Origin of the sequence: Fulvimarina endophytica, from assembly GCF_003403015.1 — a bacterium.
In the GTDB taxonomy this organism is placed as follows: domain Bacteria; phylum Pseudomonadota; class Alphaproteobacteria; order Rhizobiales; family Rhizobiaceae; genus Fulvimarina; species Fulvimarina endophytica.
This window is the reverse complement of record NZ_QURL01000003.1, coordinates 47,207-73,846: the sequence shown is the minus strand read 5'-3', so window position 1 is coordinate 73,846 and position 26,640 is coordinate 47,207. Positions and strand designations below refer to the sequence as shown.

General features: G+C 67.9%; 29 protein-coding genes and 1 tRNA gene. 22 read left to right on the top strand and 8 right to left on the bottom strand.

The genetic code is table 11. The annotated features are described in order from the left end of the window. Positions 1–3 precede the first annotated feature (3 nt). From DYI37_RS06935 to flgH, 12 genes are all read left to right on the top strand, one after another. On the top strand, positions 4–1,053 hold the full coding sequence (locus DYI37_RS06935; protein WP_116682510.1) for a FliG C-terminal domain-containing protein: 1,050 nt from the start codon (positions 4–6) through the stop codon (positions 1,051–1,053). A gap of 138 nt (positions 1,054–1,191) precedes the next feature. Next, positions 1,192–2,280, top strand: coding sequence for a flagellar biosynthesis protein FlhB (flhB, locus tag DYI37_RS06930; RefSeq protein WP_116682509.1), 1,089 nt, complete (start codon positions 1,192–1,194; stop codon positions 2,278–2,280). Positions 2,281–2,429: 149 nt separating this feature from the next. Then, positions 2,430–2,873, top strand: coding sequence for a hypothetical protein (locus DYI37_RS06925; RefSeq protein ID WP_116682508.1), 444 nt, complete (start codon positions 2,430–2,432; stop codon positions 2,871–2,873). Positions 2,874–3,126: 253 nt separating this feature from the next. Continuing rightward, entirely contained in the window at positions 3,127–3,735 is a 609-nt protein-coding gene (locus tag DYI37_RS06920; RefSeq protein WP_158555101.1) for a glutathione S-transferase N-terminal domain-containing protein, read from the top strand. A gap of 230 nt (positions 3,736–3,965) precedes the next feature. After that, positions 3,966–4,346, top strand: coding sequence for a flagellar basal body rod protein FlgB (flgB, locus tag DYI37_RS06915; RefSeq protein ID WP_116682506.1), 381 nt, complete (start codon positions 3,966–3,968; stop codon positions 4,344–4,346). Between the two features lie 6 nt (positions 4,347–4,352). Continuing rightward, the gene (gene flgC / locus DYI37_RS06910; protein WP_116682505.1) at positions 4,353–4,769 is read left to right on the top strand and encodes a flagellar basal body rod protein FlgC; all 417 of its coding nucleotides are present in this window, start codon (positions 4,353–4,355) and stop codon (positions 4,767–4,769) included. Between the two features lie 5 nt (positions 4,770–4,774). Continuing rightward, positions 4,775–5,104 (top strand): flagellar hook-basal body complex protein FliE, encoded by a 330-nt coding sequence (gene fliE, locus DYI37_RS06905; RefSeq protein WP_116682504.1) that lies wholly within the window; start codon positions 4,775–4,777, stop codon positions 5,102–5,104. A gap of 382 nt (positions 5,105–5,486) precedes the next feature. After that, the gene (gene flgG / locus DYI37_RS06900; protein WP_116682503.1) at positions 5,487–6,269 is read left to right on the top strand and encodes a flagellar basal-body rod protein FlgG; all 783 of its coding nucleotides are present in this window, start codon (positions 5,487–5,489) and stop codon (positions 6,267–6,269) included. A gap of 2 nt (positions 6,270–6,271) precedes the next feature. After that, positions 6,272–6,748: a flagellar basal body P-ring formation chaperone FlgA gene (gene flgA / locus DYI37_RS06895; protein WP_116682502.1), complete on the top strand. Its 477-nt coding sequence runs from the start codon at positions 6,272–6,274 to the stop codon at positions 6,746–6,748. After that, positions 6,745–7,941, top strand: a complete 1,197-nt coding sequence (gene flgI / locus DYI37_RS06890) for a flagellar basal body P-ring protein FlgI (RefSeq protein WP_116682501.1) — start codon at positions 6,745–6,747, stop codon at positions 7,939–7,941. The genes flgA and flgI overlap by 4 nt, the downstream gene beginning before the upstream one ends. Then, positions 7,938–8,552: a MotE family protein gene (locus tag DYI37_RS06885; protein WP_116682500.1), complete on the top strand. Its 615-nt coding sequence runs from the start codon at positions 7,938–7,940 to the stop codon at positions 8,550–8,552. The genes flgI and DYI37_RS06885 overlap by 4 nt, the downstream gene beginning before the upstream one ends. Continuing rightward, positions 8,549–9,265 carry a flagellar basal body L-ring protein FlgH gene (gene flgH, locus DYI37_RS06880; RefSeq protein ID WP_116682499.1) on the top strand — a complete coding sequence of 239 codons (717 nt, stop codon included), beginning with the start codon at positions 8,549–8,551 and terminating at the stop codon, positions 9,263–9,265. The genes DYI37_RS06885 and flgH overlap by 4 nt, the downstream gene beginning before the upstream one ends. 57 nt (positions 9,266–9,322) lie before the next feature. Here the strand turns inward: flgH and tlpA are convergent, their stop codons facing one another. After that, entirely contained in the window at positions 9,323–10,009 is a 687-nt protein-coding gene (tlpA, locus tag DYI37_RS06875) for a thiol:disulfide interchange protein TlpA (RefSeq protein ID WP_116682498.1), read from the bottom strand. Positions 10,010–10,042: 33 nt separating this feature from the next. Here tlpA and argH point away from each other — a divergent pair, with 33 nt between their 5' ends. The 5 genes from argH to DYI37_RS06850 all read left to right on the top strand — a co-directional run bounded on the left by argH (position 10,043) and on the right by DYI37_RS06850 (position 16,790). Next, a complete protein-coding gene (gene argH, locus DYI37_RS06870; RefSeq protein WP_116682497.1) occupies positions 10,043–11,443 on the top strand; it encodes an argininosuccinate lyase in 1,401 nt (466 codons plus the stop codon). Positions 11,444–11,545: 102 nt separating this feature from the next. After that, entirely contained in the window at positions 11,546–11,887 is a 342-nt protein-coding gene (locus tag DYI37_RS06865) for a hypothetical protein (protein ID WP_116682496.1), read from the top strand. Positions 11,888–12,014: 127 nt separating this feature from the next. Beyond that, on the top strand, positions 12,015–13,286 hold the full coding sequence (gene lysA, locus DYI37_RS06860; RefSeq protein WP_116682495.1) for a diaminopimelate decarboxylase: 1,272 nt from the start codon (positions 12,015–12,017) through the stop codon (positions 13,284–13,286). A 198-nt stretch (positions 13,287–13,484) separates the two neighbouring features. After that, positions 13,485–16,175 carry a TIGR02302 family protein gene (locus DYI37_RS06855; RefSeq protein WP_116682494.1) on the top strand — a complete coding sequence of 897 codons (2,691 nt, stop codon included), beginning with the start codon at positions 13,485–13,487 and terminating at the stop codon, positions 16,173–16,175. A gap of 378 nt (positions 16,176–16,553) precedes the next feature. Then, on the top strand, positions 16,554–16,790 hold the full coding sequence (locus DYI37_RS06850) for a hypothetical protein (protein ID WP_116682493.1): 237 nt from the start codon (positions 16,554–16,556) through the stop codon (positions 16,788–16,790). Positions 16,791–17,004: 214 nt separating this feature from the next. Here DYI37_RS06850 and DYI37_RS06845 read toward each other — a convergent pair. Then, a tRNA-Leu gene (locus tag DYI37_RS06845) sits at positions 17,005–17,089 on the bottom strand. Positions 17,090–17,280: 191 nt separating this feature from the next. Continuing rightward, entirely contained in the window at positions 17,281–17,850 is a 570-nt protein-coding gene (locus DYI37_RS06840; RefSeq protein WP_116682492.1) for a carboxymuconolactone decarboxylase family protein, read from the bottom strand. A 238-nt stretch (positions 17,851–18,088) separates the two neighbouring features. Here DYI37_RS06840 and DYI37_RS06835 point away from each other — a divergent pair, with 238 nt between their 5' ends. After that, a complete protein-coding gene (locus DYI37_RS06835; protein ID WP_116682939.1) occupies positions 18,089–19,387 on the top strand; it encodes an SAM-dependent methyltransferase in 1,299 nt (432 codons plus the stop codon). A 146-nt stretch (positions 19,388–19,533) separates the two neighbouring features. On the opposite strand, the gene DYI37_RS06830 is transcribed toward DYI37_RS06835, so the two are convergent. Continuing rightward, complete coding sequence (locus DYI37_RS06830) at positions 19,534–19,716, bottom strand: DUF2256 domain-containing protein (protein ID WP_116682491.1); 183 nt, start codon at positions 19,714–19,716, stop codon at positions 19,534–19,536. 124 nt (positions 19,717–19,840) lie between these two features. Here DYI37_RS06830 and DYI37_RS06825 point away from each other — a divergent pair, with 124 nt between their 5' ends. Further along, positions 19,841–20,587, top strand: coding sequence for a sulfate transporter family protein (locus DYI37_RS06825; protein WP_116682490.1), 747 nt, complete (start codon positions 19,841–19,843; stop codon positions 20,585–20,587). 64 nt (positions 20,588–20,651) lie between these two features. Here DYI37_RS06825 and DYI37_RS06820 read toward each other — a convergent pair whose 3' ends face one another. Together DYI37_RS06820 and nth are read right to left on the bottom strand one after the other, a co-directional pair. Next, positions 20,652–21,824 carry an ATP-binding protein gene (locus DYI37_RS06820; protein ID WP_116682489.1) on the bottom strand — a complete coding sequence of 391 codons (1,173 nt, stop codon included), beginning with the start codon at positions 21,822–21,824 and terminating at the stop codon, positions 20,652–20,654. 105 nt (positions 21,825–21,929) lie between these two features. Continuing rightward, positions 21,930–22,799 carry an endonuclease III gene (gene nth, locus DYI37_RS06815; protein WP_116682488.1) on the bottom strand — a complete coding sequence of 290 codons (870 nt, stop codon included), beginning with the start codon at positions 22,797–22,799 and terminating at the stop codon, positions 21,930–21,932. 129 nt (positions 22,800–22,928) lie between these two features. Here nth and DYI37_RS06810 point away from each other — a divergent pair, with 129 nt between their 5' ends. Together DYI37_RS06810 and DYI37_RS06805 are read left to right on the top strand one after the other, a co-directional pair. Continuing rightward, positions 22,929–23,438 (top strand): DUF2244 domain-containing protein, encoded by a 510-nt coding sequence (locus DYI37_RS06810; protein ID WP_116682487.1) that lies wholly within the window; start codon positions 22,929–22,931, stop codon positions 23,436–23,438. Between the two features lie 105 nt (positions 23,439–23,543). Continuing rightward, complete coding sequence (locus DYI37_RS06805) at positions 23,544–24,515, top strand: bifunctional helix-turn-helix domain-containing protein/methylated-DNA--[protein]-cysteine S-methyltransferase (RefSeq protein ID WP_116682486.1); 972 nt, start codon at positions 23,544–23,546, stop codon at positions 24,513–24,515. A gap of 28 nt (positions 24,516–24,543) precedes the next feature. Here the strand turns inward: DYI37_RS06805 and queF are convergent, their stop codons facing one another. Next, the gene (gene queF / locus DYI37_RS06800; RefSeq protein WP_116682485.1) at positions 24,544–25,005 is read right to left on the bottom strand and encodes a preQ(1) synthase; all 462 of its coding nucleotides are present in this window, start codon (positions 25,003–25,005) and stop codon (positions 24,544–24,546) included. Positions 25,006–25,350: 345 nt separating this feature from the next. On the opposite strand from queF, the gene DYI37_RS20420 reads away from it, so the two are divergent. Further along, entirely contained in the window at positions 25,351–25,482 is a 132-nt protein-coding gene (locus DYI37_RS20420) for a hypothetical protein (protein WP_280987007.1), read from the top strand. A 52-nt stretch (positions 25,483–25,534) separates the two neighbouring features. Here DYI37_RS20420 and DYI37_RS06795 read toward each other — a convergent pair whose 3' ends face one another. Next, entirely contained in the window at positions 25,535–26,521 is a 987-nt protein-coding gene (locus DYI37_RS06795; protein ID WP_116682484.1) for a DUF808 domain-containing protein, read from the bottom strand. Positions 26,522–26,640 lie beyond the last annotated feature (119 nt).

Here is a 26,640-nt window from a genome sequence, read left to right as displayed (position 1 = left end):
GTCATGAACGGTCTGGCGAGCTATTCCGAACTGCCCATGGTGGCGCCCTTGAGGGGCGGAGCGCGCGCGGCCGTGCTGCTTCTGGCGCTCGGCGCCGAAGGCGCGGCCAAGCTGCTCAAGCACATGGCGCCGGACGAGATCATCTCCCTGCGCAAGGCGGCGGCCAGCCTCGAAAACGTCTCGCCCGACCAGATCGACGAGGTGGTCGAGGACTTCGCCTCCACCTTCAAGCGCGGCCCGATCTTCCACGGCCCCGACCAGCAGATGGCCGATCTCCTGAAGAGCGCCCTGAGCGAGCAGGAATACGAAAGCCTGTTTCCCGACGAGAAGAGCCGCGCGATCCAGACCCTGTTCACGGCCCAGGTCCGCGACGTGTGGGAAGCGGTGGCGGACGTGGAGGCCGAGGATCTCGCCGGCAAGCTGTCGGACGAGCATCCGCACATCATCGCCATTCTCTTCGCCAAGCTGCCGAGCGAGCGCGCGGCGCTCGTCGCGCGCGCCTTCGAGCCCGCCCTTCGCAACGACGTCCTGAAGCGCATGCTCGAGGTCCGGCCCCTGTCCGGCCCGATCCAGGCGATCTTCGAGGCGCATGTGCGCGAGGCCTATCTGGTCTCGGCCGAGGGCGAGGCCGAGAACGGCGAGAGCCGCCATCTGGTGCTCGCCAACGTGGTCAACCGGCTCGACAAGACCGAGAGCGAGGAGCTCATCGGCTTCATCGAATCGGCCGACTCGTCGGAAGCCGACGAATTGCGCAAGCTGCTCTTCGCCTTCGACGACATCCCCTCGATGCCGCAGAAGTCGCGCCTCACTCTGTTCGACGGCTTCCAGACCGAGACCGTCATCCTCTCCCTGCGCGGGGCGTCCGCCGAGGTCACCGAGACGGTGCTCGCGACGCAAGGCGCGCGCGCCCGCCGCATGATCGAGGCCGAACTCGCCCAGGAATCCAACGCCACGAAAGAGGCGATCGACGGGGCGAGGCGGTCGATCGCGGCAAGGGCGCTCGAACTTGCGAGCCGGGGCGCGATCGTCCTGCGCGAGGACGAAGAGGCGTAAGGACCTGCGATGCGCGATGCCGGCGCATCGGGCCGCTTCGTTACGGCAGAACGACCCATGACGGCGACACCCGGCGGTTGAACACGGCTTAACCGTCCCGCTTCATCGAAACGCAACCAAATTACGGGCTAATCGGCGGTGGCGGAGAGCGAAGATCGTTCCCAGAAGACGGAACAGCCGACCGAGAAGAAGATCCGCGACACGATCGAGAAGGGCAACCTTCCGGTCTCGCGGGAAGCTCCGGTCCTGGCGTCCTTCCTGGCGATCTCGGCGTTCTTCGCCCTGCAGGCACGCGAATCGGGAACCCGGCTCGTCGCCACCTTGCGGACAACGTTCGACAATCCTCTCCAGTGGCGGTTGGAGACAAGCCAGGACGCCGTGCATGTTCTGCAAATGCTCAGCATCGAAGCTGCGACCTTCGTCCTGCCGGCGACCGCCTTCCTGTGCCTCGGCGGCATCCTCGCATCGGTTCTCCAGAACCCGCCGCAGATCAATGTGGAGCGCATCCAGCCGAAATACTCGAACATCTCGCTCGCCTCTGGCGTCTCGCGGATCTTCGGCCCGCGCGGCCTGACGGAGTTCGTGAAGGCCGTGTTCAAGTTTCTCATGATCGGAGCCGTGGTCGGGACGCTTCTGGTGTCCAATGCCGGCACCATGATCAAGACCATGCTCGCAGATCCCGTCCAGGTGCCCGAGCTGGTGCTGGATCTCGCCATGACGCTCCTGTCCGGCGTCTCGATCGCGACGATCGTGCTGGTGGCCGCCGACATCGCCATGAGCCGCTTCCACTGGAAGCGCGACCTGATGATGTCGAAGCAGGACATCAAGGACGAGAACAAGCAGTCCGAGGGCGACCCGATGGTCAAACAGCGCCAGCGCCAGGTGGCGCGCGAGCGCTCCAAGCGCCGGATGATGGCGCAGGTTCCGAGCGCCACCCTCGTGATCGCCAACCCGACCCATTACGCCATCGCCCTGCGCTATGTGCGCGAGGAGGGCGGCGCGCCGACGGTGGTCGCCAAGGGCACCGATCTCGTCGCCCTGAAGATCCGCGAGCTCGCCGAGGAAAAGGAAATCCCGGTGATCGAGGACAAGCTCCTCGCAAGATCGATGTACGATCATGTCGAGATCGATCAGATGATCCCGCCCGAATTCTTCAAGGCCGTCGCGGAAATCATCTACTATCTTCACACCCGCGAGGGCTCGAAGGTTTCCGTCGCCGTCGCCTGACCGGCCCGGAGGCTGCAGCCGAGACCGCTCGCGGCACGGGGGGCGACCCCGGAAGGGCTCACGCATGCCGGCATTCAGCCTCGATCTCGACAGCATGAAACGGACATTGGAGCCCGTCCGCGCGACCGCCGGCATGTCGGCCAACTAAGATGCTCGACGTCAAGAAGCGGACCTCGCTCACCCGCGAGAAGCTCCTGGCCGACGCGATCCGCGAATTCGTCGCCGAACTGCGTCTCGTCGACGTCGCCGACTACGTCGCCTATCTGCGCTTCGAGAACTACGCCAATATCGAGGACATCGTCGCCTCCTCGGCGGAACTCACGCTGAAGCCCTTCGTCCTGCGCTTCGCCAATTCCGGCGACGTGAACATCTCCTGGGGCACCAAGCCGATCATCGGGCTCGCGCTGGAATTCCAGCACGACGGCGTGACCGTGCATTTCCGCCTCGAGCTGAGCGCTGCGACCGCCGCCGTCGACATCACCTTCGTCGATATCGACGGGCCGAGCCTTGGCGAGGAGGCGGCGACCGAGCGCCTCGCCTTCGCCCTTCGCGATGCGCGCCTCGTCGGCATGGACGAGCCGGACGACTTCTAGAGCGAGGCGCCCGAGGCTCACCCCGGATCCCGGCGCGCGACCGCGTCCGGGGTTCCGATCGCCCGGGCGTGCGGGCATCGGCGATTGCCTTTCGGCCTTGCGCCCTATCTTCCGGCGTCGAAGACCGGAGCGCCGGACGGGGCTGGAAGATCCCGGCCCGTCGCGCTCCGGGCCGTCGTCTTGCCGCATGATGGCATCCGAACCCTCATCCGAGGTTTCGGCATCATGCCCCTCAGAAGGAGCCGCAGGTCCCATGAAGCTGTTCAAGAACGCGACCTCGCCCTTCGCCCGCCTCGCCCATGCGATGCTGATCGAGGCGGGGGCCGATCTCGAGATCGAACTCGTCAACCAGTGGGAAAGCCCGGAGCGGCTCGTCGAGCGCAATCCGGCCCAGCGCATTCCGACCCTCGAACTCGATGACGGCACGATCCTCACCGAGGCGCTGCTGATCGCTGATCATGCGGCGAGGATCGCGCCGGACGGCTCGCACCTGAAGGCGACGAGCCCGCAGGAAGCACAGATCACGGGGATCGCCTTCGGCGTCTTCGACGCCGCCGTCTATACGCTGAACGGGCGCATGATCGTCTCCGGCAGCTTCACCGACACGGCGTTCGACGACCAGCCCATGGGCCTTCGCCGGCGCCGCTCGATGACGGGCGGCATCGCGCGCCTCGACGCTCTGGCGGACCGGCTCTCCACCGACAGGCCCGGCCTTGCCGAGATCGCGACGGTGACGGCTGTCGACTATCTGCGCCTGCGCTTTCCAGGTGCCGGGTGGCTCACGATCCCGGATCGTCTTTCGGAGGTCTCGCGCGCCTTCGCCGACCGTCCCTCGCTGCGCGAGACCGCGCCGCCGGCCTGACGAACGCGCCGCATGTTTGACGAGGGGAGCGCAAGACCGCGCCGCATGTTTGGCGAGGGGCGCGCGAGATCGCGCCGCATGTTTGACGATGGGGCGCGAGATCGCGCCGCCGGCATGACGATAGGGAAGGTCGACGCGCTTTCGCGTTAATTCTTCCTTCATATCTTCAGTTTCGGACAAGTGGTTCCCCGTAGACAGGTCCCATACGAAATCCCATCGGGACATCCGTCATGGACCAGGTCTATCTCCTGTCACTCGCCTCCCGGCAGGCCGAATGGCTGACGCAGCGTCAGGCCGTGGTCGCCGAGAACGTTGCGAACGTGAATTCGCCCGGCTACACGGCGAAGGACATCACCCCGTTCTCCGAAATCCTCGACAACACGGCGCTGACCCAGGCCGGGTCCTCGCCCATGCACCTTGCCGGCGGCGGGGCGCCGCGCGGGGGCGGGGAGACGCGCGAGGCCGGCACCTGGGACGTCAAGCATTCGGGCAACAGCGTCACGGTCGAGCAGGAGATGCTGAAGGCCGGCGAGGTGAGCCGCGACTATTCGCTGAACACCTCGATCGTGAAGAGCTTCCACCGCATGTACATGTCGACGATCAGGGCCTGACGCGCGATGTCCGATCCCCTCGTCTCCGCCCTCAAGATCGCCTCCTCCGGCATGCAGGCCCAGTCGACGCGCCTGCGCGTCGTCTCCGAGAACGTCGCCAATGCCGAAACCACGGGCGCGACGCCGGGCGCCGACCCCTATGCGCGCAAGACCGTCACCTTCAAGTCGATCCTCGACGAGGTGACCGGCGCCCACATGGTCGAGGTCGGCGATATCGGCACCGACAAGAAGCCGTTCGAGAGCGATTACGATCCGGGCAATCCGGCCGCCGACGCGAACGGCTACGTCAAGCGTCCGAACGTCCAGATGCTCACCGAGATGATGGACATGCGCGAGGCCAACCGCTCCTACGAAGCCAATATCCAGGTGGTGAAGCAGGCCCGTGAAATCATCAACATGACAATCGATCTCCTGAGGAGCTGACACCCATGATTCCCGCGATCGGATCTTCCCTCTTCGACCCGAGCATCGCCCAGACCCGCGCACCTTCGGCCTCCGAAGGCATGGCGCAGGCGGCCAAGCCGCAACCCGTCGGCGGTGCGAGCGATTTCTCCCAGGTCCTCTCGCGCGTGATGGTGGACGCCGTCGACAGCGTCAAATCCGGCGAGGCGACCTCGATCCAGGGCGTGTCGGGCAAGGCCTCGACCCAGGCCGTCGTCGAGGCGGTGATGGGCGCCGAGCGCACGCTGCAGACGGCGGTCGCGGTGCGCGACAAGGCGGTCGCGGCCTATATGGAACTCTCCCGGATGCAGATCTAGGGATTTCGGCGGGGCGCATCCGCCCTGCCATGCCCTGTCCTGCCGGCGCCGTTCGACCGGCCACCGGGCGGGCGGGCTTGTCCGCGAGGCCCGCGATTACCTTCCGTTTCCGCCCGATATCCGGATCTGCGCCGCGCGCCTGACGCCGCTGGGCGCGCGAGGCGTTTGCGCGCGTGTCGCCCGACGCCGTTTCGGGAGCCTTGCCGAAAGCTTGGCCCGCCGCCCATCCGCCCTCTTCCATCCGGGCGGCGATGCAAGCCTCAAGATCGCCTGACCTGAAACAATGGCGGCGAGTTGGAACCGGGCGAAGCGTCCCGGCCCCGCCGGTCCGGTCCGCACCGTTCCGGATCTTGTCCGCAACCCCGTCCCCAGGAGACACCCCATGCGTGCACTCGCCATCGCCGCAACCGGCATGAACGCGCAGGAAACCAATGTGGAGGTGATCGCGAACAACATCGCGAACGTGAACACCACCGGCTTCAAGCGGGCGCGCGCCGAATTCACCGATCTTCTCTACCAGGTGGAGCGCGCCAAGGGCGTGGCGGCCGCCGGCGCCGAGGGCGTCGTTCCCGAGGGCGCCCAGCTCGGCCTCGGCGTGCGCCTCGCCGCGATCCGCAACGTCCACCTCCAGGGCACGCTGAAGGAGACCGGCAACCGGCTCGACCTCGCGCTCAACGGCGAGGGCTGGTTCCAGATCCAGGGGCCGAACGGCGAGACGCGCTATACCCGAGACGGCGCCTTCAACACCAATGCGGACGGCCAGGTCGTCACCCTCGACGGCTATCTCGTGCAGCCCGAGCTGACCGTGCCCGACAACACCACCGAGATCACCGTCAACCAGGCGGGCCAGCTCTATGCGCGGGTCGACGGCCAGTTGCAGGAGGTCGGCCAGCTGACCCTCGCGGTCTTCGCCAACGATGCGGGCCTCCACGCCGAGGGCGGCAACCTGTTCTCCGAGACGCTCGCCTCCGGCGCGCCGGTGGCCGGCGTTCCCGGCGATCCGGGCTATGGCGTCATCCACCAGGGCTATCTGGAGGATTCCAACGTCGATCCGGTCAAGGAGATCTCCGAGCTGATCTCGGCCCAGCGCGCCTACGAGATGAACTCCAAGATCATCTCCGCCGCCGACGAGATGGCGAGCATCGTCTCCAAGGGCATCCGCTGACCATGGCCCGCCGAGCGATCCGCGCGCTTTCGGCCGCGCTCCTTTCCGCAGCCGTACTCGGCGCGTTCGCAGTGGGAACGGCCGGGGCCGCCGAACTCGAAATGCCGGTGCCCTCCACGACGATCTATGCCGGCACGGACATCGTCTCGGCGGGCCTGTCGAAGCGCAGCTTCATCGTCAAGGACGACAAGGTCGCCCTCTTCGTCGCCGACGAGAGCGAGCTTCACGGCCTCGTCGCCCGCCGCACGCTTCTGGCCGGCAAGGCGATCCGCAGATCCGATCTCGTCCTGCCGGACGCGGTGAAGGCGGGCGCCAACGTCACCCTCGTCTACCGCACCGACGGGCTCGTCATCACCGGTCTCGGACTGGCGCTCCAGTCCGGCCAGGAAGGCGAGACGATCCGCGTGAGGAATGCCGACAGCGGCATCACCGTCTCCGGCCGCATCGCGCCCGACGGCTCGATCGCCATCGAAGGATGAGAGCCGTGCCGTCCCGTCTTCCCGCCTGTCTTTCGGCCCTCATGATCGCGGCCGCCCCGCTTGCCCATGCGGCCGACTATTCCGGCCCCGCCGGGGCCGGCGTCCGGGGCGCGACCGGATACGTGGTCGGCAATCCGGCGGATGCGGCCGGCACCGTGCGCATCAAGGACATCACCAATGTGCGCGGCGTGCGCGGCAACCAGCTCGTCGGCTACGGCCTCGTGATCGGGCTCCAGGGCACCGGCGATTCCATGCGCAACTCGCCCTATACCGAGCAGTCCCTGCAATCCATGCTCGACCGCATGGGCGTCAACATCCGCTCCCAGGCGGCCGGCGGCAAGAACGTCGCGGCCGTGACGGTGACGGCCGAACTGCCCGCCTTCATCGGCACGGGCTCGCGCATCGACGTCAACGTCGCCTCGCTGGGCGATGCGACCTCGCTGCTCGGCGGCACCCTCGTCATGACGCCGCTCTACGGCGCCGACGGGGAGATCTACGCCGTCGGCCAGGGGCCCGTCGCGGTCACCGGCTTCCAGGCCGAGGGCGCGAGCGAACAGGTCACGCAAGGGGTTCCGACGGCGGGCCGGGTGCCCAACGGCGCCTTCGTCGAGCGCGAGGTGCCGGGCACCTTCTACGACGACGGCCAGCTGGCCATGGAACTCTCCAATCCCGACTACAAGACGATGGTGCGCACGGTCGACCTCATCAACGCCTATGCGCGCGAGCGCTGGGGTCGCCCGGTGGCGCGCGAGGAGGACTTCCGGACCCTCCATCTCGACCGGCCCGACAGCGTGTCGCCGGTGCGCTTCCTCGCCGAGATCGGCGATCTGCGCGTCGATCCCGACCAGGTGGCCAAGGTGGTCATCGACGAGCGGACCGGCACGATCGTCATCGGACAGAACGTGCAGATCTCGACCGTCGCGCTGACCCATGGCAACCTCACCGTGCGCGTCACCGAAATGCCGCAGGTCTCCCAGCCCGAGCCCCTCACCGACGGCCAGACGGTGGTGACATCCGACACCATCGTCGACACCCAGCAGTCGGGCGGCACCTTCGCCTTCGTCGGCGGCACCGATCTGGAATCGGTGGTGAACGGGCTCAACCGCATCGGCCTCAAGCCCTCGGGGATCATCGCGATCCTGCAGGGGATCAAGACCGCCGGTGCCCTTCAAGCCGAACTGGTGGTGCAATGACTGGCCGATCCTCCCTCCGCTTCCTTCACGCTCTCGCTCTCGGCGTGACGGCGCTCGCACTGTCCGCCGGCACAGCCCTCGCCGCGGGCGCCGCGGCCCCCAAGGCCCCGCCGCCGATCCCGCCCCAGGAGGTGCGCATCGTCGACGAGGGGACCGGCGAGCCCAAGGTCGACGAAAAACCGCTGTCGGAGGTGGAGAACTACTGCCTCAACATCGCCGACAAGGCGCAGGACGCCCGCCATGCGCTCCAGACCAAGGAGCTGAAGTCGCTGGAGAGCCAGATCGGCGAGAAGATCACCGAGCTCGAGACCCGCCGGGCGGAGTACCAGAAGTGGACCGAGGAGCGGAAAGCCTTCCTCGAGGACGCCTCGAGCGTGGTCGTCGACATCTATTCCAGCATGAAGGCGGACGCGGCCGCGCCCCAGCTCGCACAGCTCGGGCACGAGAACGCGGCGATGATCCTCGTGCGCCTCAAGCCGCGCCAGGCGAGCAGCGTCCTGTCGGAAATGTCGCCCGAGGATGCCGCCGCCATCGCCAAGCTGATCGTCGAGAAGACCTCGAACGACACCAAGACCGAGGACGCCACCACCGTGGCGCAGGGCCAATCGTGAAGACATCCCCGAAGGCCGCCGTCCCGGTCGCGCTCGCCCTTTCCCTTCTCGCCGGCTGTGCGACGAAGAAGGAGGACATGTTCGGCGAACCGGTGCTGACGCCGGTGGGCAGCGGGCTCTACCAGTATCCCGACATCGTCCAGCCGGCGGCCTTCCCGAAGGGCGCCACCCAGTCGAAGAACTCGCTCTGGGCCGATTCCCAGGCCAATTTCTACCAGGACCCGCGCGCCCTCTCCATGGGCGACATCGTGACCGTGCGCATCGACATCGCCGATCAGGCCTCGATGGCGAACCTTTCGGAACGCGACCGCGAGGCGGGCGTGACGGGCGGGGCGGATGTCAGCGGGTCGATCGGCTCCTTCGGGCTGCCGACGGTCGGCGCGACCCTCGGTTTCGACGGGGGCTCCAACGCCAAGGGCTCGGGCCGGGTGCGCCGCTCGGAGGACATCAAGCTCTCGGTCGCGGCCGTGGTGACCCAGGAACTGCCGAACGGCAATCTCCTGATCTCCGGCCAGCAGGAGGTGCGCGTCAACTACGAGGTGCGCGTGCTCTCGATCGCCGGCATCATCCGCCCGCGCGACATCCTGCCGGACAACTCGATCGACTACAACAAGATCGCCGAGGCCCGCATCTCCTATGGCGGACGGGGCCGCATCAGCGAGGTGCAGCAGCCCGGCTGGGGCCAGCAGATCTACGACGTGGTCTCGCCCTGAGCGAGAAGACCGGGCTGAGCGAGAAGACCGGAACCGTGGACCTCGAACGGGCGCCCCTCAGGCGCCCGTTTTCGCGTCGCGCGAGCGCACCGTCTCGATGAGGTCGACCGCCTCGGGGCTCGCCCATTCGGCCGGGCCGTTGACCGCCGCGCGCGCACAGCCCGCCTGATCGACGAGGAGCGTGACCGGCAGGCCGAAGGCGGTGCCCTGGCTCTTCAGGTTCTGGAAGACGCCCATGGTCTCGTCCCGGTAGAAGGGCAGGTCCGTCAGCCCCGTCTCCTCGTAGAAGGCCTTCGGCTTGTCGTCCGCGCCCGTATCCACGTTGATCGGCACGACCGAGAAGTCCTCGCCGCCCTCGCTGCGCTCCAATTCGTCGAGCGCCGGCATCTCGGCCCGGCAGGGCGCGCACCAGGTGGCCCAGAGATTGACGAGGAGCGTGCGGCCGGAGAGATCGGCAAGGGTCATCTCGCGTCCGTTGCCATCCTTGAAGGCGACGGCGGACACGTCGAAGGGCTCGGCGACGGCGGAGACGGCGGCGACCTCGCCGCGCGCGGCCTCGTCGATCGCCTCGGCGAGCGCGGGATCGGCGGGACAGGTGGCCGAGGCCACGCTATCGCCCGCGTTGCCTTGGAGGCTTCCCGTCACGTATAGGACGCCTGCGCCCGCGACGATGCCGGCGGCGAGCGCGCCGGCCACCGCCAATCCCAGAACCCTGCCGGACCCTGCCGGCTTGTTGTCCGCCATTTCGACCCCTCGAACCTCGTAAAAGCGTTTCCCATGAGCCAGACGACCAGCAACGAAATGTGGGGCGGACGTTTCGCCTCCGGTCCCGATGCGATCATGGAGGAGATCAACGCCTCCATCGACTACGACAAGCGTCTATATGAGGAGGATATCGCCGGATCGAAAGCCCATGCGGCGATGCTCGCCGACCGGGGCATCCTTTCGGCCGGCGACCGCGACGCGATCATCGGCGGGCTGGAGACCATCCGCGTAGAGATCGCCGAGGGGCGCTTCGCCTTCTCGCGCCAGCGCGAGGACATCCACATGAACATCGAGGCGCGCCTTGCCGAGCTCATCGGCCCGGCCGCCGGACGCCTGCACACGGCGCGCTCGCGCAACGACCAGGTGGCGCTCGACTTTCGCCTCCACGTCAAATCGGCGCTCGAAGGCTTCGAGGCCGGGCTCACCGCCTTCATCGAGGCGCTGCTCGACAAGGCCGAGGCCCATGCCGATACGGTGATGCCGGGCTTCACCCATCTCCAGGTCGCCCAGCCGGTGACCTACGGCCACCATGCGCTCGCCTATGTGGAGATGGCGGGCCGGGACCTGTCGCGCTGCCGCGACGCGCTGTCGCGCATGGACGAATGCCCGCTGGGCGCGGCGGCCCTTGCCGGCACCGGCTTTCCGATCGACCGCCACCAGACGGCCGAAGCGCTCGGCTTCCGCGAGCCGACGCGCAACTCCCTCGACACGGTTTCGGACCGGGACTTCGCGCTTGAATTCCTCTCCTTCGCCGCGATCTGCGCGACCCATCTGTCGCGCCTGGCCGAGGAGATCGTGATCTGGTCGACGCCGCAATTCGGCTTCGTGAAGCTGTCGGACGCCTTCTCGACCGGCTCGTCGATCATGCCCCAGAAGAAGAACCCGGACGCCGCCGAACTGGTGCGCGCCAAGCCCGGGCGCATCAACGGCGCGCTGATCTCGCTCCTGACGGTGATGAAGGGCCTGCCGCTCAGCTATTCGAAGGACATGCAGGAGGACAAGGAGCAGGTCTTCGACGCGATCGATTCCCTGAACCTCGCGCTCGCGGCCGCCACCGGCATGGTGCGCGACATGACCATCGTGACGGACAGGATGAAGGCGGCTGCCGGCCACGGCTTCTCCACCGCCACCGATCTTGCCGACTGGCTGGTGCGCGAGGCGGGCCTGCCCTTCCGCGAGGCCCATCACGTGACGGGCCGGGCCGTCGCAAGGGCCGAGGAGAAGGGCGTCGGCCTTGCCGATCTAACGCTCGACGAGATGAAGGCGCTGCATCCGGCGATCACGGACGGCGTCTATTCGGTCCTCACCGTCGAGGCCTCGGTCGCAAGCCGCACGAGCTTTGGCGGCACGGCGCCCGACAATGTGCGCGCCAGCGCGAAGGCCTGGCGCGAAAAGCTGGCGAAGACGGGCTGAACCGGCGCTCCAGGAGGGCCCTCGCCGTTTCCTCGGGCAAGTGTTGCCGCAAATCCGGTGCATTTCGCGCGTGGCGACGATAAGAGGGATCACGATCGGCCGATGGCGAACGGGAATCTCGGAGAGACGGGTATGAGAAACGCATGGCGCGGCGCGACCATTCTGGGCGGACCCCTCATCGCTCTGGCCTTGTCGGCCTGCGGTGTGAAGGGCCTGCCGAACGCGCCCGAGAGCGATCGCCCGCCCGTCGGCATCACCGAGGCCGACCAGAGCGGCGGCACCCAGATCATCGGCATGAACCGGACGCGCACGACGAGCCCGCTCGCAGCGCCCCGCATCGGCCAGGTCACGACCGGCTCCGAACGGCAGGTGGGCGCGTCCGAGATCGCGCGGACCCCGGGCGCTACGCGAAAATCCTTCTTCCTCGACCCGCTCCTCAACTGAGTCTGCCGCCCGCGCCGCTCCGGACCTTCACGGCGCGCGCCTGAACGCATCGCGCGCGGCCAGGCGGCCCGCGCCTCTCTTCACGGAGCCTCCCTCAAGGGCGAGGCCCAGCGCCGCGTGAGACCCCATGAACCACTTCGAATACAGGGCCGGTGAACTCTACGCCGAGGGCGTCGCCGTCTCGCGCATTGCCGAGGAGATCGGCACCCCGTTCTACTGCTACGCGACCGCTACCCTGGAACGGCACTACAAGGTGTTCTCCGAGGCCTTCGCCGATATCGACGCGATGGTCTGCTACGCCATGAAGGCCAATTCGAACCAGGCGGTGCTGACGACGCTCGCGCGCCTGGGCGCCGGCGCCGACGTGGTCTCGGGCGGCGAACTGCTGCGCGCCATGCGGGCCGGCATCGATCCCAAAAAGATCATGTTCTCGGGCGTCGGCAAGACCCTGCACGAGATCGACATGGGCATCGCCATGGGGATCTTCTGCTTCAACATCGAATCGGAGAACGAGCTCGAACTGATCTCGGCCCGGGCGGTGGATGCAGGCACGACCGCCCATGTCTCCTTCCGCATCAACCCGGATGTCGACGCGCGCACCCACGCCAAGATCTCGACGGGCAAGAAGTCCGACAAGTTCGGCATCGCCTATGATCGCGCGCCCGAGGTCTATGCGAAGGCGGCGCGGCTTCCCGGGATCGAGGTCACCGGGATCGACATGCATATCGGCTCGCAGATCATCGATCTGAAACCCTTCGACGAGGCCTTCGACCGGCTCGCGGCATTGGTGCGGCGCCTGAGGGGCGAGGGCCACACGATCAGCCATGTGGACCTCGGCGGGGGGCTCGGCGTTCCCTATCGCAATGCCGACGCGACCCCGCCCGAGCCCCATGCCTATGCCGAGGTGGTCAAGCGCCATGTGAAGGATCTCGGCGCCAAGATCGTCTTCGAGCCGGGCCGGATGCTCGTCGCCAATGCCGGCATCCTCGTCTCGCGCGTCCTCTACGTGAAGAAGGAGGAGGGCAAGACCTTCGTCATCGTCGACGCGGCGATGAACGACCTCATCCGCCCGACGCTCTACGAGGCCTGGCACGAGATCCAGCCGGTGGCCGAGCCCGCGCCCGGCGCCCCTCGGATCACCGCCGACGTGGTGGGGCCGGTCTGCGAGAGCGGCGACTATCTCGGCCGCGACCGGGAGATGGCGGCGCTCGCCGAGGGCGATCTCGTCTTCGTCTCCTCGGCCGGCGCCTATGGCGCGGTGCAGTCCTCGACCTACAACACGCGCCCTCTCGTGGCCGAGACCCTGGTGAAGGGCGAGGACTACGCGCTCGTTCGCCCGCGCCAGACCCTCGACGAGCTGATCGGCCTCGACAGCCTGCCGGACTGGCTCGAAAGCTGAGCGGGCCGGGCCGGGCCTGTCCGGACGGGAGGGGCCGGAGGGGAGGGGTTTTGCGCGCCCCAAGACGGGCAGCCTGCGGCCTCGTTTCGCCGCCCCGGCCGGCGCATGCCGTCGCAGGCGGGTTCACAGTCCCGTCAAACGCCTCGCTTCTCGTTCAAAACCTGATAAAAAGAAAGCTTGTTGAGCTTTCGAGGTAACATGACCGATCAGCTGCGGAAGCGTCCGGCAGGGGAGATCGCGCGGATCGGCACGACGCGCCGCATGGCGCGCACGGCCCTCGTCCTCGAACGGTCCTGGCCGCTGGTTCTGGGCCTTGCCCTCGTTCTGTCCGCCTTCCTCGCCCTGTCCTGGTTCGGCCTGTTCGCGGCCATGGCGTTCTGGCTGCGCCTCGTGGTGCTGGCCGGCTTCGTCGGCGCCGCCGTCGCGGTGCTGCTGCGCAACCGCAAGATCCGCTGGCCGAGCGCTTCGGAAGTGGATGCGCGCATCGAGATCGCGAGCCAGCTCGCCCACCAGCCCCTGCGCACCCAGACCGATACCCTGTCGACGACCTCCGACCCCTTCGCGCTCGCCTTGTGGCGCGAGCACAAGCGGCGCATGGCCGAGCGGCTGCGGCACCTGTCCGGCGGCCCGGTGCGCACCCAGACCGAGCGTCTCGACCCGCACGGCCTTCGCGCCATCGTCTGCCTCCTCCTCGTGACGAGCTTTGCCTATTCGCTGGGGCCGAGCGGCGGGCGCGTCGCCGATGCCTTCGTCATGCCGCGTTCGGGCCTTGCCATCGCCGAGCGGCGCGTGGACGCCTGGATCACGCCGCCGGCCTATACCGGCCGTGCGCCGATCTTCCTTGCCGGGCCGGGCGTCGACGAGAGCGCGGGCGAGGGGCCGATCATCGCCCCCGAAGGCTCGACGCTGTCGGTCCGGGTTTCCGATGCGAGCGGGATCGAGTTCTCCTTCTCGCCCGAGCGGGACGCTGCCGAGAGAATGCGCGTTCTGCCGAGCGCCAAGGGCGCGGCGGCCCTCGGGCCCGAAGGCGGCGAGGCGGGCGCCGGCGCCGCCGAGGCGCCCAGCACCGCCACCAATACCGAGCCTTCCGGCCCCGCCTCCTACGAACTCGCCTTGACCGAGAGCGGCACCGCTTCCCTCTCCTCGACCCTCCTCGATCACGGCGAGTGGCGGATCGAGGTGACCCCCGACGAAGACCCGGAGATCGCCTTCACCGCGCCGCCGGGCCGGGCCGAGCGCGGCGACGGGCTGGAACTCGCCTATCGGGTCTCCGACGATTACGGCATCGCCGCCGCGAAGGCCGAAATCGAGGTGGCCGACGACCAGATCCCGGGCGATGCCCGCCCGCTCGTCCAGCCGCCCGAGATCCGTCTCGCTCTGCCGCGCCGCAGCCAGGACGGCAGCGAGGCGCGCACCGTCGCCAATCTCGACGAAAGCCCCTATGCGGGCGCGAACGTCGCCATCACGCTTCTTGCCACCGATGCCGCCGGCCAGACCGGACGCTCAGACACGCGCATGGTGACCCTGCCGGAACGACGGTTCCGCAACCCGCTCGCGCGCGCCGTCGTCGAGCAGCGCCGCATCCTCGCCCTCGACGCCAATTCGGTTCCGCGCGTCCTGGAAATGCTGGATGCGGTGACCCTTCACGGGGACACCTTCATCGAGAACGCGTCCGATTATCTCGCCCTCAAGGCCGCGCGCTCGCGCATCGCCACCGCCTATGACGACGAGGGGCTGATCAGCGCCGTCGACTTCCTGTGGGAGATCGCGCTCGGCATCGAGGACGGCAATCTGTCGCTGGCCGAACAAAGGCTGCGCGATGCCCGCGAGGAACTCGCCGACGCGCTGGAGAACGGCGCCTCGAACGAGGAGATCGACCGCCTGATGCAGGAACTGCGCGAGGCCATGCAGGAATATCTGCAGGAATATGCCCGCGCCATGCAGAACCAGCCGCCCCAGGATCAGAGCCAGATGGGCGAGATGCAGGAGCTGTCCCAGAAGGACATCGACGAGATGCTCGACCGGATCGAGGATCTGGCGAAGTCGGGTTCCAAGGATGCGGCCCAGCAGCTCCTTTCCGAGCTCCAGCAGATGATGGATTCCCTCCAGGCCATGCGCCCCGGCCAGCAGCAGCAGGGCCAGCAGGGCGAGAATCCCATGCAGGAACAGATGAACCGCATGGGCGAACTCCTGCAGGAGCAGCAGCGCCTGATGGACGAGACCTACGATCTCGGCCGCCGCCAGTATCGCGAGCAGCAGCGCCAGTCCCAGGAGCGGATGCCCGGCGAGCCGCGCGAGAACGGCCAGCCGCAACAGGAGGGCCAGAACGGGCAGGACGGCGAACAGGGCGAGCGGATGACGCCCGAGGAATTTGCCGAGCAGATGGAAGCCCTCGGCAAGCGCCAGAGCGAACTCCAGAAGCAGCTCGAACAGATGCAGTCCGAACTCGGCGAGCAGGGCTTCGAGCCCTCCGAGGATCTCGGCGAGGCGGGCGAGGCGATGGGTGAGGCCGAAGGCGCGCTCGGCCAGGGCAATGACGGACGGGCCGTCGGCGAACAGGGCCGGGCCATGGAGGCCATGCGCCGGGGCGCCCAGGACATGATGAACCAGATGCAGCAGGCGCAGGGCCAGGGGCAGCCGGGCAGCCAGCCGGGCGGACAGAACGGCCCCGGCATGCAGGGCCAGCAGCGCCAGCAGACCGGGCGCGACCCGCTCGGCCGCCAGCGCCAGACGCAAGGCCCGCAATTCGGCCAGGACGTGGACGTTCCCGACGAGATCGACGCCCAGCGGGCGCGCGAGATCCTCGACCAGATCCGCGACCGGCTCGGCGACCAGCTCTCGCCGGACCAGGAACGCCGCTATCTGGAGCGCCTGCTCCAGACACCCTGAGGCGGACGAAACGCGGGCCGGACGCCGGACTGGATCGCGACCGGATGCGCCGCCTCGGCATTCGGGGTCTCGCTGTGGATCGTGCGGAGGCCGGGCCTTTTCGTCGCATCAGGCGAGGGGAGGGCATCGGACCCGCGCGGTCGACCGGGCTCCGGGTTCAGCCCGATGGTCCGGGAGCGGCCGCGAGGCCGGGCGCGGGGGCGGTCCGGCGATGGACTGGAGACGGTTGGCCGGGCACCGAATCGGCCGCTGCTGCTGCTACGACCGTCTGCAACCCCAGATTAAAAAATGACACGTGACGTAATGTATCTTTAACTTACTAAATCTAGCGTCGTGGCGAAGTCCCTTTGATTTCAAAGGGGTTTTGGAGATGATGCCATGCCTGTGAACGACAAGGACACCGTGTTCGATCTCTTCGACGGCGCGTGTCTCGATGCCTTTGATTTTCACCTCTTCGACCCGGCCGTTCGCGCCGGTCTCGAGCGTGTGGCCGTGCCGGCGGCGCGAAAACCGGCGGTGATCGCCCCGGTCCCGATCGCCTCGGTCTCGAAAGGGCCGCCGCCGAGGCCGACGGAGCGTGCGGGCGTGAGACGGCGCGGCACGAATGCGGCGTAAGGGACGCCCGGCGCCGTGGGGCGAAGCCGGCAGGCGGAGGATGGCGGAACGGCGCTCTGCCCGGTTCGGCCCGTCGCGGCGCTCTCCCGGGCACGGGGCCGGCCCTTCAACGATGGTCGGTAAGGTCCGCGGATGTCGGGCAAGCTCCGGCCGTGCCAAATTGGGCCGGGCCGGGTCGGGTCCGGGATAGGCGCCAGGTCGGGTCGGGATGGGGTGGTGCCCCTGGCCGGGATCGAACCAGCACTCCTTTCGGAACGCGATTTTGAGTCGCGCGCGTCTACCAATTCCACCACAGGGGCTCGGATCGAACGAGGTCCGATCCGGTGCGGCGAAGTCTACACCGCCGGTCGCCGGAGGGTCAACCGGAGCCGGGCCGCCCGGCGAGGGCGGCGTGCGAGGCTCCTGTTTCCTGCTGACGCATCGGATGGCCCGAAAACCGGGTCCACTTTTCGGTCCGATGCCGTAGGGTTCGCCGCACCCGCTCCTCTCCCTATTCGTCCTCCTCGGGCACCGGCACGTTGAAGCCGTTGAGGGTCATGGAGACCATGCAGTAGAGGCCGACGAGATAGATCAGCTCGTGGGTGCCCTTCTTGCCGAAGACGCGCACGGCCATGTCGTAGGTCGGGCGCGGCAGCACCGAGCCGGTGACGAGGGCATAGGCGACGTCGTAGGCCGCTTCCTCCTCCCCTTCGAGGCCGGTCGGCTTGACGCCGGCGACCAGCGTCGCGAGTTGCTGCTCGTCGATGCCCTTTTCCTCGGCGACCGCCACATGGGCGTAGATCTCGTAGGCCGAATTGAAGTGGGCGCCGGTGACGAGGATGGCGATCTCGCGCGCCTTGGGCGGCAGCGTCGCCTCCATGGACATGATCTTGGTGAGGTCCCAGATCGCCTTGCCGATCTTCGGTTCCTGCAGCCAGGGGTTCCACGGACCCATCAGCGCGCCGTTGTCGGCGACCGCCGTGAAGGCGTTGAAGGTGGAGGAGATGCCGGCCTTCATGTCGTCGTAGAGCGGCTTCTGCTCCTCGGTGAGGTCTTCGGGGGCGATGAGAGGGAGGCGCATGGACAATTGCCTTTCGGTTCGCGCTGGTCCTGGGGCCTCGGACCCGATTTAAGGGTCGGGTCCGAGGCTCCGGTTTCGTGCTGACGCATCGGATGGCCCGAAAACCGGGTCCACTTTTCGGTCCGATGCTGTAAACCGACAACGACAAGCGGCCCGGATCGATGCGTGCAGTGCAGCATGCCGCCGGACAAATTGCGAACCGCGCTCTTCGATCGCCTTCCAGATGACGGAATTTCCCATGGCCCCTGCCGTATCGCCTGCCCTCAACGACGACGAGGCGCGCCTCAAGGACGTCGTCTCCCACGTGGTCGACGTGTTCAAGCCGGGCTTCGGGGTTGTTCTGTGGGACGGCCAGCGCCTCGGACAGGCGGAAGGCCCGGCGCTCGTTCTCGCCGATCCGGCGGGGCTTGCCCGGCTCGTGATGCGCCCCTCGCTCGGGCGCGCGATCGCCCTTTGGATGGACAAGGGGATCGACCTGTCCGGCGGCACGTTCTTCGATCTCTCGCGCCTGCGCTCGGACGTGCGCACGAAGGATGCGCGGCGACAGATCCGAAAGGCGATGCTGGCGAAAGCGCTGCCGGCGCTCTGGCGCCTGTCGCGAAAGGCGGGCGCCGAGGAGGCCGTGGGCGGCGAGGATGGACGGCGCAGCGGCTCCTCCAAGGAGGCGATCCAGTATCACTACGACGTGGGCAACGACTTCTACCGCCTCTTCCTCGACGAGCGCATGCTCTATTCCTGCGCCTATTTCGACGGCTGGCACGAGGACATCGACAAGGCGCAGGAGGACAAGCTCGACATGATCTGCCGCAAGCTGCGGCTGAAGGCGGGCGAGCGGTTTCTCGACATCGGCTGCGGCTGGGGCGCGCTCCTCATCCATGCGGCCTCGCGCTACGGCGTTTCCGGCCACGGGGTGACGCTGAGCCAGGAGCAGTTCGATCTCGCGACCGCCCGGGTGCGCGAAGCGGGTCTTCAGGACAGGATCACGATCGAGCTGAAGCCGTTCCAGGCGCTGACCGGCAGCTTCGACAAGATCGCCTCCATCGGCATGTACGAGCATGTGGGCTTCAAGAACCACGAGGCCTATTTCGGCGCGGTCTCCAAGCTGCTCCGCAAGGGCGGGCTCTATCTCCACCACGCCATCACGCGGCCCGCCAAGAAGAGCGAGCGGGCCTTCCATCGCGGGACGCCCGAATACCGGGCGATCATCCGCTACATCTTTCCGGGCGCCGAACTCGACCATATCGGCCATTCGACGCGGATGCTGGAAAAGCACCGCTTCGAGGTGCACGACATCGAGGACTGGCGCGAGCACTACGCGCTGACCTGCAAGCTCTGGCACGACCGGCTGCTCGCCCGCTTCGACGAGGCCTCGGCGCTTGCCGGCGAGCGCAAGGCGCGGCTCTGGCTGCTCTATCTCGCCGGCTGTTCGCTCGGCTTCACGCGCGGCGGCATCCTCATCTACCAGACGCTGGCCTCGAGGCGCGGCAAGGGCGCGAGCGAGGTGCCGCCGACCCGGCGCGATCTCTACGCGCATTGAGGGTTTCTACGCAGAGGTCCGCTGCGTTCGGGACCGGCCCTGATCGCGGGGACCCGGCCTCAGGCCTTCCAGGACGAGCCGGGCGACAGGCGACAGGCGAGGGGCGGGCGGGCGATGAGGACGTAAATCCAGGAAGGGCGGGCCGGTCAGTCCTCGCCGCCGCCTTCGGGCGGCACGTATCGGCCCGGCACGCCGGCTTTGGCCTCGCGCCGGCAGCGCTGGGAGCAGTAGCGGACCTCGTCCCAGTTGCGCTCCCACTTCTTGCGCCAGACCATGGGCTTGCCGCACTGGACGCAGAGCTTGACGGGGAGTTCGGACTTCTTGGTCATGGCAGAGCATATGGCCGACGCCGGCGTTCTTGAAAAGAGACCTCGCCGCGCTGGTGCTTGTGTGCACGAAACCGCCTTCTTATTTCGGACAACGATCTCCTCGGACCGTCCGAAAGCCCATACAATGATCTTCACGAGCGCGCGGCTTGCCCTGGCCGATATCTTTTCCGAGCCGTTCCGGGCGGCGCTGTGGAAGATGCTCGGCCTGTCGGCGGTGGTGCTGGTGGGCCTCTGGTTCGCGATCGGCTTCGGCTTCGAGAGCTATGTCCTGCCGCTGGTGAGCGACCTCTTCCCGCAGCTTCCGGCCTGGGTGGACCAGATCGGCAGTGCGGCGGTCTGGGGTCTCGGCTTCGTCCTCGCGATCGGTCTCGCCTTTCTTATCGGGCCGATCAGCGCGATCATCGCCGGCCTCTTCCTGGACGACGTGGCCGAGGTGGTGGAGACGCGCTCCTATCCGGGCTCGCCGCGCGGGGTGGAGATGCCGATCCTTCCGGGCATGATCCTGTCGATCAAGTTCTTCGGCATCGTCATTCTCGGCAATCTCCTCGCCTTCGCGCTGCTGCTCGTGCCGGGGATCAACCTCATCGCCTTCTTCGTGGTGAACGGCTATCTGCTCGGCCGGGAATATTTCGAGTTCGCCGCGCTCAGATATCGCGGGGAAGAGGCCGCGCGGGAGTTTCGCGAGCGCCATCGCTCCTCGGTCTTCCTCGCCGGCCTCGTCGTCGCCGCCTTCCTGTCGGTGCCCTTTCTCAACGTGCTGACGCCGCTCTTTGCCGCATCCTTCATGGTCCATCTCCACCAGAGGCTGGCGGCCAGGGACGGCGGACTGGTGGGCCTGGGAGAGGAGGCCGTGCGGCTCGGGGCCCGCTAAAGGCCCGCCGAGGCAGAGAGCGGCGCAGGGCGGCTGCGGGCGGCATCGTGCGGCTGCGCCCCTGTCAGTCACGGATCCAGTGGCGCTTCAGATAGGCCTCGAACATCGGCACCGTGAAGGCGATGTCGCCATGGCCGGGACTGTAGATCATGCCCTTGGCGATGATCTGAGCCCGGCGCGGCCCGAGGGTCGTCAGCTTCTCGCCGAGCCCGTCGGCGACGTCGGCCGAGCGATAGGGCCCGGTGCCGAGGCGCGCCATGGCGATGACGTAGTCCCGCTCCTTCGGCGTCAGGCGCTCGATGCGGACCTTGAAGAAGCCGTCGTCGAGGCGCCGGAGGGCCTCCTTTCGCGCCGGCTGAAGGCAGGCCATCGCGATCGGCGAGCCGGGCGAGGCGTTCCAGACCTGATAGCCCCATTCCTGAAGAAAATAGGGATAGCCCTCCGTCAGTCCGACGATGGCCGAGACGAGATCCTCCTCGATCCTCTCTCCCTCCTCCTCGATCGGCTGGCGGATGGCGTTGGCCGCGTCCACGGCGCTCAAGGGGCCGACCTTCGGAAAGACGAAGAGCCGCTCGGCATAGGATTTGGCATCGCCCGAAAGCGCCGCGATCGCTGGCAGGCCGGCGCCGAAGAGGAGGATCGGAAGCGAACGCTGATTGACCCGGTGGATCGCGACGATCAGCGCGCCGAGCTCCTCGGGCGAGAGATACTGGACCTCGTCGATGAGGATCGCCCAGCCCCGGCCTGCCGCCCGCGCGGCCTCGCCGACGCTCTGGAAGAGCTCGGTCACGTCGTATTCGAGATTGCCGCTGTCGGCCAGGCCGGGCTCGGGGTCGACGGCGACCTCGAAATCGCCGACCTTGATGCGAAAGGCGCCGGCAAAGCTGCGCAGGGCCTTCAGCGCGCGGTGGCTCGCGGTCTTCGCCGCCTCGACGAGAGAGAGCTTGCGCAGCACCTGATGGATCTTCGGGTAGAGGAGATCGGCGAGGCGCTTGTCCTCCGGCGCCTCGATGAAGGAGGTGAGGAAGCCGTGGTCCTCGGCGAGGCGCTCGATGCGGTTGAGGAGGACGGTCTTGCCGACCCCGCGCAGGCCGAGAAACATCTGGGACTGGGCGGGTCGGCCGATGAGAACGCGCTGGAGCGCGGTGTCGGCGGCGGTGACGATCTCCGCGCGGCCGGCAAGTTCCGGAGGCTGGGAGCCGGCGCCCGGCGCGAAGGGATTGCGGACGGGATCCATATCGAGTCTTTTAGGACAGAGTATAGCCTTGAATGGCTATACTATGCTCAATATCCCTATAGGCGGCAAGGGCGCGCGACCGGACGTGGTTCGACGGGATGGGGCTCAGCCGGCGACGGGTGGGGCCGTGGCGGCGAGTTCGACGAGCGCGGCCGGCTGATCGTTCGTCTTCTCCTCGGCCCGGCAGAGATCGGCGATGACGCAGACCCCGCAATCGGGCTTGCGCGCCTTGCAGACATAGCGACCGTGCAGGATCAGCCAGTGATGGGCGTGCCGCCGGTAGGCGGGCGGAATGATCTTCAGGAACCGCTCCTCCACCTCGTCCACGGTCTTGCCGGGGGCGAGCTTCAGCCGGTTGCCGAGCCGGAAGATATGGGTGTCGACGGCGAGGGTCTCCTCGCCGAAGGCGGTGTTGAGGACGACATTGGCGGTCTTGCGCCCGACGCCGGGCAGGGCTTCGAGGGCGGCGCGATCGGCGGGCACCTCGCCACCGTGATGCTCCACGAGCTGCCGGGAGAGGGCGAGGACGTTTTTCGCCTTGTTGCGGTAGAGGCCGATCGTCTTCACGTGCTCGCGGATCGTCTCCTCGCCGAGACCGGCCATGGCCGCCGCATTGTCGGCGGCCGCAAAGAGGCCCCGCGTCGCCTTGTTGACGCCGGCATCCGTCGCCTGGGCCGAAAGGACGACGGCGACGAGGAGGGTGAAGGGATTGGAGTGTTCGAGCTCGGGCACGGGCTCGGGCCGCTGCACCGAAAAGCGGCGGAAGATCTCGGCGATCTCCTCGGGCGCATAGGGGATGCGGGGGGCGCGTTGCTTCGCTTTGGGCTTGGGCTTGGGCTTCGCAGCCGCCTTGGTCCCGGTCCCGCTCCCGGCCGCGACGCGCGCGGGCCTTGCGCCATTTGCCGCAGGCGTCTCGCGCGCCGGGTTCGAAGACGCCTTGATTCCGCCGGGCGATGTGTCGATCTTGTCCGTCATAGCCGTCCCTGGCGCCCGATGACCCGTTCCCGACGGAGCGGGCTTTCGGGCTCCGGTCTTCTGGTTTCCCATCGGATCGTCCGCGAACCGGTTCGCAGGCTCCGGTCCGATGCTTTAGAGTCGCCCGCGATGGATGACAATTCGAGGCAGAACGCGAACCCGGTCCCCGATGCCGACCGGCCGATCTTCGAGGCGCTGCTGACGCCCTATCGCTCGCTCGGGCGGCGCGGCTTCATCGTGACCATGGTGCTCTTCGGCGCCGTGTGCCTGGGCGCGGGCGCGGCCTTCGCCTCCATGGGCGCCTGGCCGGTCTTCGGCTTTCTCGGCCTCGACATCCTGATCCTCTATCTCGCCCTGAAGTTCAGCTTCGCCTCGGGCACCGCCCGCGAAGAGGTGTCGATCTCGCGCAACGACCTGTCGATCCGCAAGATCTCGCCGCGCGGGCGGGTGAGGGAGACCCATTACCTGCCCGCCTGGACGCGGTTCCGCATCAGCCGCATGGAGGAGATCGGCATCACCGGCATGCATGTGGCGAGCCGGGGGCGGACCACCGAGATCGGCGCCTTCCTCCATCTCGACGATCGGGAGACGTTCGCCAAGGCCTTCAACGAGGCGCTGGGCGAGGCGAAACGCGGCTGACGCGTCGGATAGGCCGGGGCGGATCATCCGGCGGCGGGCGCGAAAAAACGGGTGGCGTCCGTGCCCCCTCCCATGGCCATCTGCCCTCGAAGGGAGAACCGTGCCATGTTCGAGACCATGACCGAAACCCAGGACGCAAAGACCGAAGGCCGGCCCGCAGCCATCGCCGATCGGGCATCCGCGCCGACCGCGCACGGGGAGGTTTTGCGATCCGAGGCGGGCGGCTCGCGCGAGGCGGCCGATTACGATCTGGTGCGCCGGGCGATCGAGCGGATCTCGCTCGACTATCGCGAACAGCCGAGCCTTGCCGAACTCGCCCGCCGGCTGGAGGTGGACGAGGAGGGTCTCGTCACGCTCTTCCGGCGCTGGTGCGGGCTGACGCCGAAGTCCTTTCTCCAGGCGGTCACCCTCGACCATGCGCGCCGGCTCCTTTCGGACGGGCTGCCGCTGCTCGACGCCGCCTTCGAGGTGGGCCTGTCCGGCCCCTCGCGCCTGCACGACCTCTTCGTCAAGCATGAGGCGCTGTCGCCGGGGGCCTACAAGGCGAAGGGCGAGGGGCTGTCCCTCGTCTACGGGTTTCACGAGACGCCCTTCGGCCTTGCGATCGTGACCGCGAGCGAGCGCGGGCTCGCCGGCATCGGCTTTGCGGAAGACGGCGAGGAGGGACGGGCGGCCGCGCTCGCCGACATGCGCCGACGCTGGCCGCGCGCGGCGTTCCGCGAAGATCAAAGCCTCACCGCCCCCTACCGGAAGCGGGTGTTCGAGCCGGGCGCCTGGCGGGCCGAGACGCCGCTGCGGGTGGTGCTGATCGGCACCGACTTCGAGGTGCGCGTCTGGGAGGCCTTGAGCGAAATTCCCTTCGGCACCGCCACCACCTATTCGGCGATCGCCGCCCGCATCGGCGCGCCCAAGGCCGCGCGGGCCGTCGGCGCGGCGGTCGGGCGCAATCCGATCTCCTTCGTGGTGCCGTGCCACCGGGTGGTGGGCCGCACCGGCGCGCTCACCGGCTATCACTGGGGCCTAACCCGCAAGCGTGCGATGCTGGGCTGGGAGAGCGGCGTTCTCGCCCGCGAGTGAGGGCCGCCCTTTCGCCTCCGGCCTCGTCTCAGCCGCGTCCGCGATAGGTCGGAACGCCCTGATCGGGCAGGAAGAGGTCTTCGGGGGCGGGGCCGGTCTGCCAGAAGACGTCGATCGGAATGCCGCCGCGCGGATACCAGTAGCCGCCGATCCGCAGCCATTTCGGCCGCGTCGCCTCGGTGATGCGTTTTGCGACCATCACCGTGCAGCTCTCGTGGAAGGCGCCGTGATTGCGGAAGCTCGTCAAAAACAGCTTCAGCGACTTCGATTCCACGAGGCGGGCATCCGGCACGTAGTCGATGACGAGATGGGCGAAGTCCGGCTGGCCGGTGACCGGGCAGAGCGAGGTGAATTCCGGGCAGGTGAAGCGCACGAGGGTGGGCGGGCCCTCACTGCCCGCATAGGGCACGGTTTCCAGCACCGCCTCTTCGGGCGAGGCGGGGGTCTCGGCCTGGCGGCCGAGCTGGGAGAGATCGCCGGTATCGGTCATGGTCGTTCTGGCCTTCCTCAAGCGTGACGGTCGCGCGGCCTTGAGGCTCATGCGCCGTTTGACGATGCTCTAGCGCATCGGACCGAAAAGTGGACCCGGTTTTCGGGCCATCCGATGCGTCAGCAAAAAACAGGAGCCTCGGACCCGATTCTCAAATCGGGTCCGAGGCTTTAGCGCATCGGACCGAACGCTGGAAACCGGTTTGCGGTGCGGCGCGGCGAAGCGAAGGGAAGGCGCCTCCGGCCTGTTGCCGGCGGGGCGCTGCCGATCGCGCGGCGATGGTGTATGGGCAAGGGACGGGGAGCGCCCCGCACAATTCCTCTTCGAAAGCGGAGCCTCGCCGTCATGCGTGCCACGATCCTCGGCCTTGCCACCCTTCTCGTCCTGTCGGCCTGCGCGAGCCCGTCGCCCGAGGTGCGCAGCGCCGGCTGGGAGAACAGCGCCATGCTCCTCACCCAGCCCGCCGCCGACTACTGAGGCGCGGCTTCTCAAGGCGCGAGCGCGAACCCCTCGAACGAGCCGTTTGGCCTCAATGGGCGGCGGTCTCGCTCTTGCCGGTGACGGATCGGTAGAGCGGGGCGATCACCTTGCCGACGATCGGGATGAGGACGAGGCCGGCGAGAAGCCCGAGAAGCCCCGAGCCCGCCGCGAAGACCAGCCAGTGGAGGAAGCCCTCCATCGCGCCGACCGCATGGGCGACGGTCTCGCCGTAATGTTCGAGGCCGTGCTCGATGCCAGTCAGCCCGTAATGGGCGAGGGAATGGACGAGGATGCCGCCGCCGACCCAGACCATGGCGGCGGTGCCGACCACGGTGAGCAGCTTCAGGAAATAGGGCATGGCGACGACGATGCCCCGGCCCGTTGCGGCAATCGCGCCGCCCGATTTCGAGCGCGCCATGGCAAGGCCGATATCGTCCATCTTCACGATGATCGCGACGGCGCCGTAGACCGCGACCGTCACGCCGACGGCGACGATGGCGAGGACGACGATCCGCATCCAGATCGCGTTGTCGGTGGGCATGTTGGCAAGCGTGATCGCCATGATCTCGGCCGAAAGGATGAAATCGGTCGAGATCGCGCTCGCCACCCGCCGATCCTCGAGAACCTTGGGATCCTCGGGTTTCGCCCCCACCTTCTTCTCATGGGCATGGGCCTTGTGGGGCACGACCCACTCGAAGATCTTCTCGGCGCCCTCGTAGCAGAGATAGAGGCCGCCGAGGGTGAGGAGGGGCGTGATCGCCCAGGGCGCGAATTCCGACAGGAGGATCGCGATCGGCAGGAGGAAGAGGAGCTTGTTGCGCAGGGAGCCGAGGGTGATGCGCCAGACGATGGGCAGTTCGCGCTCGGGCGCAGAGCCCGTGACGTAGCGCGGCGCGACGGCGGCATCGTCGATGACGACGCCCGCGGCCTTCGTTCCCGCTCTCGCCGCCTGCATTCCGATATCGTCGAGGGAGGCCGCGGCGGTCCGGGCGATGGCCGCGATATCGTCGAGAAGGGCGATCAGTCCGAGGCTCATCGGGTGGGGCTCCGTGTCCGTGGCGCGTGTCCGGCGAGGGCGGGCGGACTGCCGTCACCGGTTCCATGCCGCCCTTAGTATAGATCGGGCGCGGGATTCAGCGAGCGCCGCCGGACCAT

What these genes read in the sequence shown, in the direction of transcription:
- flgC (WP_116682505.1), top strand. Translation starts at nt 4,353, where the DNA reads ATGTCCGATCCCCTCGTCTCCGCCCTCAAGATCGCCTCCTCCGGCATG.
- DYI37_RS06935 (WP_116682510.1), top strand. Translation starts at nt 4, where the DNA reads ATGAACGGTCTGGCGAGCTATTCCGAACTGCCCATGGTGGCGCCCTTG.
- DYI37_RS06830 (WP_116682491.1), bottom strand. Translation starts at nt 19,716, where the DNA reads ATGACCAAGAAGTCCGAACTCCCCGTCAAGCTCTGCGTCCAGTGCGGC.
- nth (WP_116682488.1), bottom strand. Translation starts at nt 22,799, where the DNA reads ATGACGGACAAGATCGACACATCGCCCGGCGGAATCAAGGCGTCTTCG.
- fliE (WP_116682504.1), top strand. Translation starts at nt 4,775, where the DNA reads ATGATTCCCGCGATCGGATCTTCCCTCTTCGACCCGAGCATCGCCCAG.
- DYI37_RS06835 (WP_116682939.1), top strand. Translation starts at nt 18,089, where the DNA reads ATGGCCCCTGCCGTATCGCCTGCCCTCAACGACGACGAGGCGCGCCTC.
- DYI37_RS06920 (WP_158555101.1), top strand. Translation starts at nt 3,127, where the DNA reads ATGAAGCTGTTCAAGAACGCGACCTCGCCCTTCGCCCGCCTCGCCCAT.
- DYI37_RS06825 (WP_116682490.1), top strand. Translation starts at nt 19,841, where the DNA reads ATGATCTTCACGAGCGCGCGGCTTGCCCTGGCCGATATCTTTTCCGAG.
- DYI37_RS06885 (WP_116682500.1), top strand. Translation starts at nt 7,938, where the DNA reads ATGACTGGCCGATCCTCCCTCCGCTTCCTTCACGCTCTCGCTCTCGGC.
- flgG (WP_116682503.1), top strand. Translation starts at nt 5,487, where the DNA reads ATGCGTGCACTCGCCATCGCCGCAACCGGCATGAACGCGCAGGAAACC.
- DYI37_RS06840 (WP_116682492.1), bottom strand. Translation starts at nt 17,850, where the DNA reads ATGCGCCTCCCTCTCATCGCCCCCGAAGACCTCACCGAGGAGCAGAAG.
- flgI (WP_116682501.1), top strand. Translation starts at nt 6,745, where the DNA reads ATGAGAGCCGTGCCGTCCCGTCTTCCCGCCTGTCTTTCGGCCCTCATG.
- DYI37_RS20420 (WP_280987007.1), top strand. Translation starts at nt 25,351, where the DNA reads ATGCGTGCCACGATCCTCGGCCTTGCCACCCTTCTCGTCCTGTCGGCC.
- DYI37_RS06925 (WP_116682508.1), top strand. Translation starts at nt 2,430, where the DNA reads ATGCTCGACGTCAAGAAGCGGACCTCGCTCACCCGCGAGAAGCTCCTG.
- flgB (WP_116682506.1), top strand. Translation starts at nt 3,966, where the DNA reads ATGGACCAGGTCTATCTCCTGTCACTCGCCTCCCGGCAGGCCGAATGG.
- DYI37_RS06855 (WP_116682494.1), top strand. Translation starts at nt 13,485, where the DNA reads ATGACCGATCAGCTGCGGAAGCGTCCGGCAGGGGAGATCGCGCGGATC.
- queF (WP_116682485.1), bottom strand. Translation starts at nt 25,005, where the DNA reads ATGACCGATACCGGCGATCTCTCCCAGCTCGGCCGCCAGGCCGAGACC.
- DYI37_RS06805 (WP_116682486.1), top strand. Translation starts at nt 23,544, where the DNA reads ATGTTCGAGACCATGACCGAAACCCAGGACGCAAAGACCGAAGGCCGG.
- flgA (WP_116682502.1), top strand. Translation starts at nt 6,272, where the DNA reads ATGGCCCGCCGAGCGATCCGCGCGCTTTCGGCCGCGCTCCTTTCCGCA.
- DYI37_RS06795 (WP_116682484.1), bottom strand. Translation starts at nt 26,521, where the DNA reads ATGAGCCTCGGACTGATCGCCCTTCTCGACGATATCGCGGCCATCGCC.
- DYI37_RS06820 (WP_116682489.1), bottom strand. Translation starts at nt 21,824, where the DNA reads ATGGATCCCGTCCGCAATCCCTTCGCGCCGGGCGCCGGCTCCCAGCCT.
- DYI37_RS06850 (WP_116682493.1), top strand. Translation starts at nt 16,554, where the DNA reads ATGCCTGTGAACGACAAGGACACCGTGTTCGATCTCTTCGACGGCGCG.
- DYI37_RS06810 (WP_116682487.1), top strand. Translation starts at nt 22,929, where the DNA reads ATGGATGACAATTCGAGGCAGAACGCGAACCCGGTCCCCGATGCCGAC.
- lysA (WP_116682495.1), top strand. Translation starts at nt 12,015, where the DNA reads ATGAACCACTTCGAATACAGGGCCGGTGAACTCTACGCCGAGGGCGTC.
- argH (WP_116682497.1), top strand. Translation starts at nt 10,043, where the DNA reads ATGAGCCAGACGACCAGCAACGAAATGTGGGGCGGACGTTTCGCCTCC.
- DYI37_RS06865 (WP_116682496.1), top strand. Translation starts at nt 11,546, where the DNA reads ATGGCGAACGGGAATCTCGGAGAGACGGGTATGAGAAACGCATGGCGC.
- tlpA (WP_116682498.1), bottom strand. Translation starts at nt 10,009, where the DNA reads ATGGCGGACAACAAGCCGGCAGGGTCCGGCAGGGTTCTGGGATTGGCG.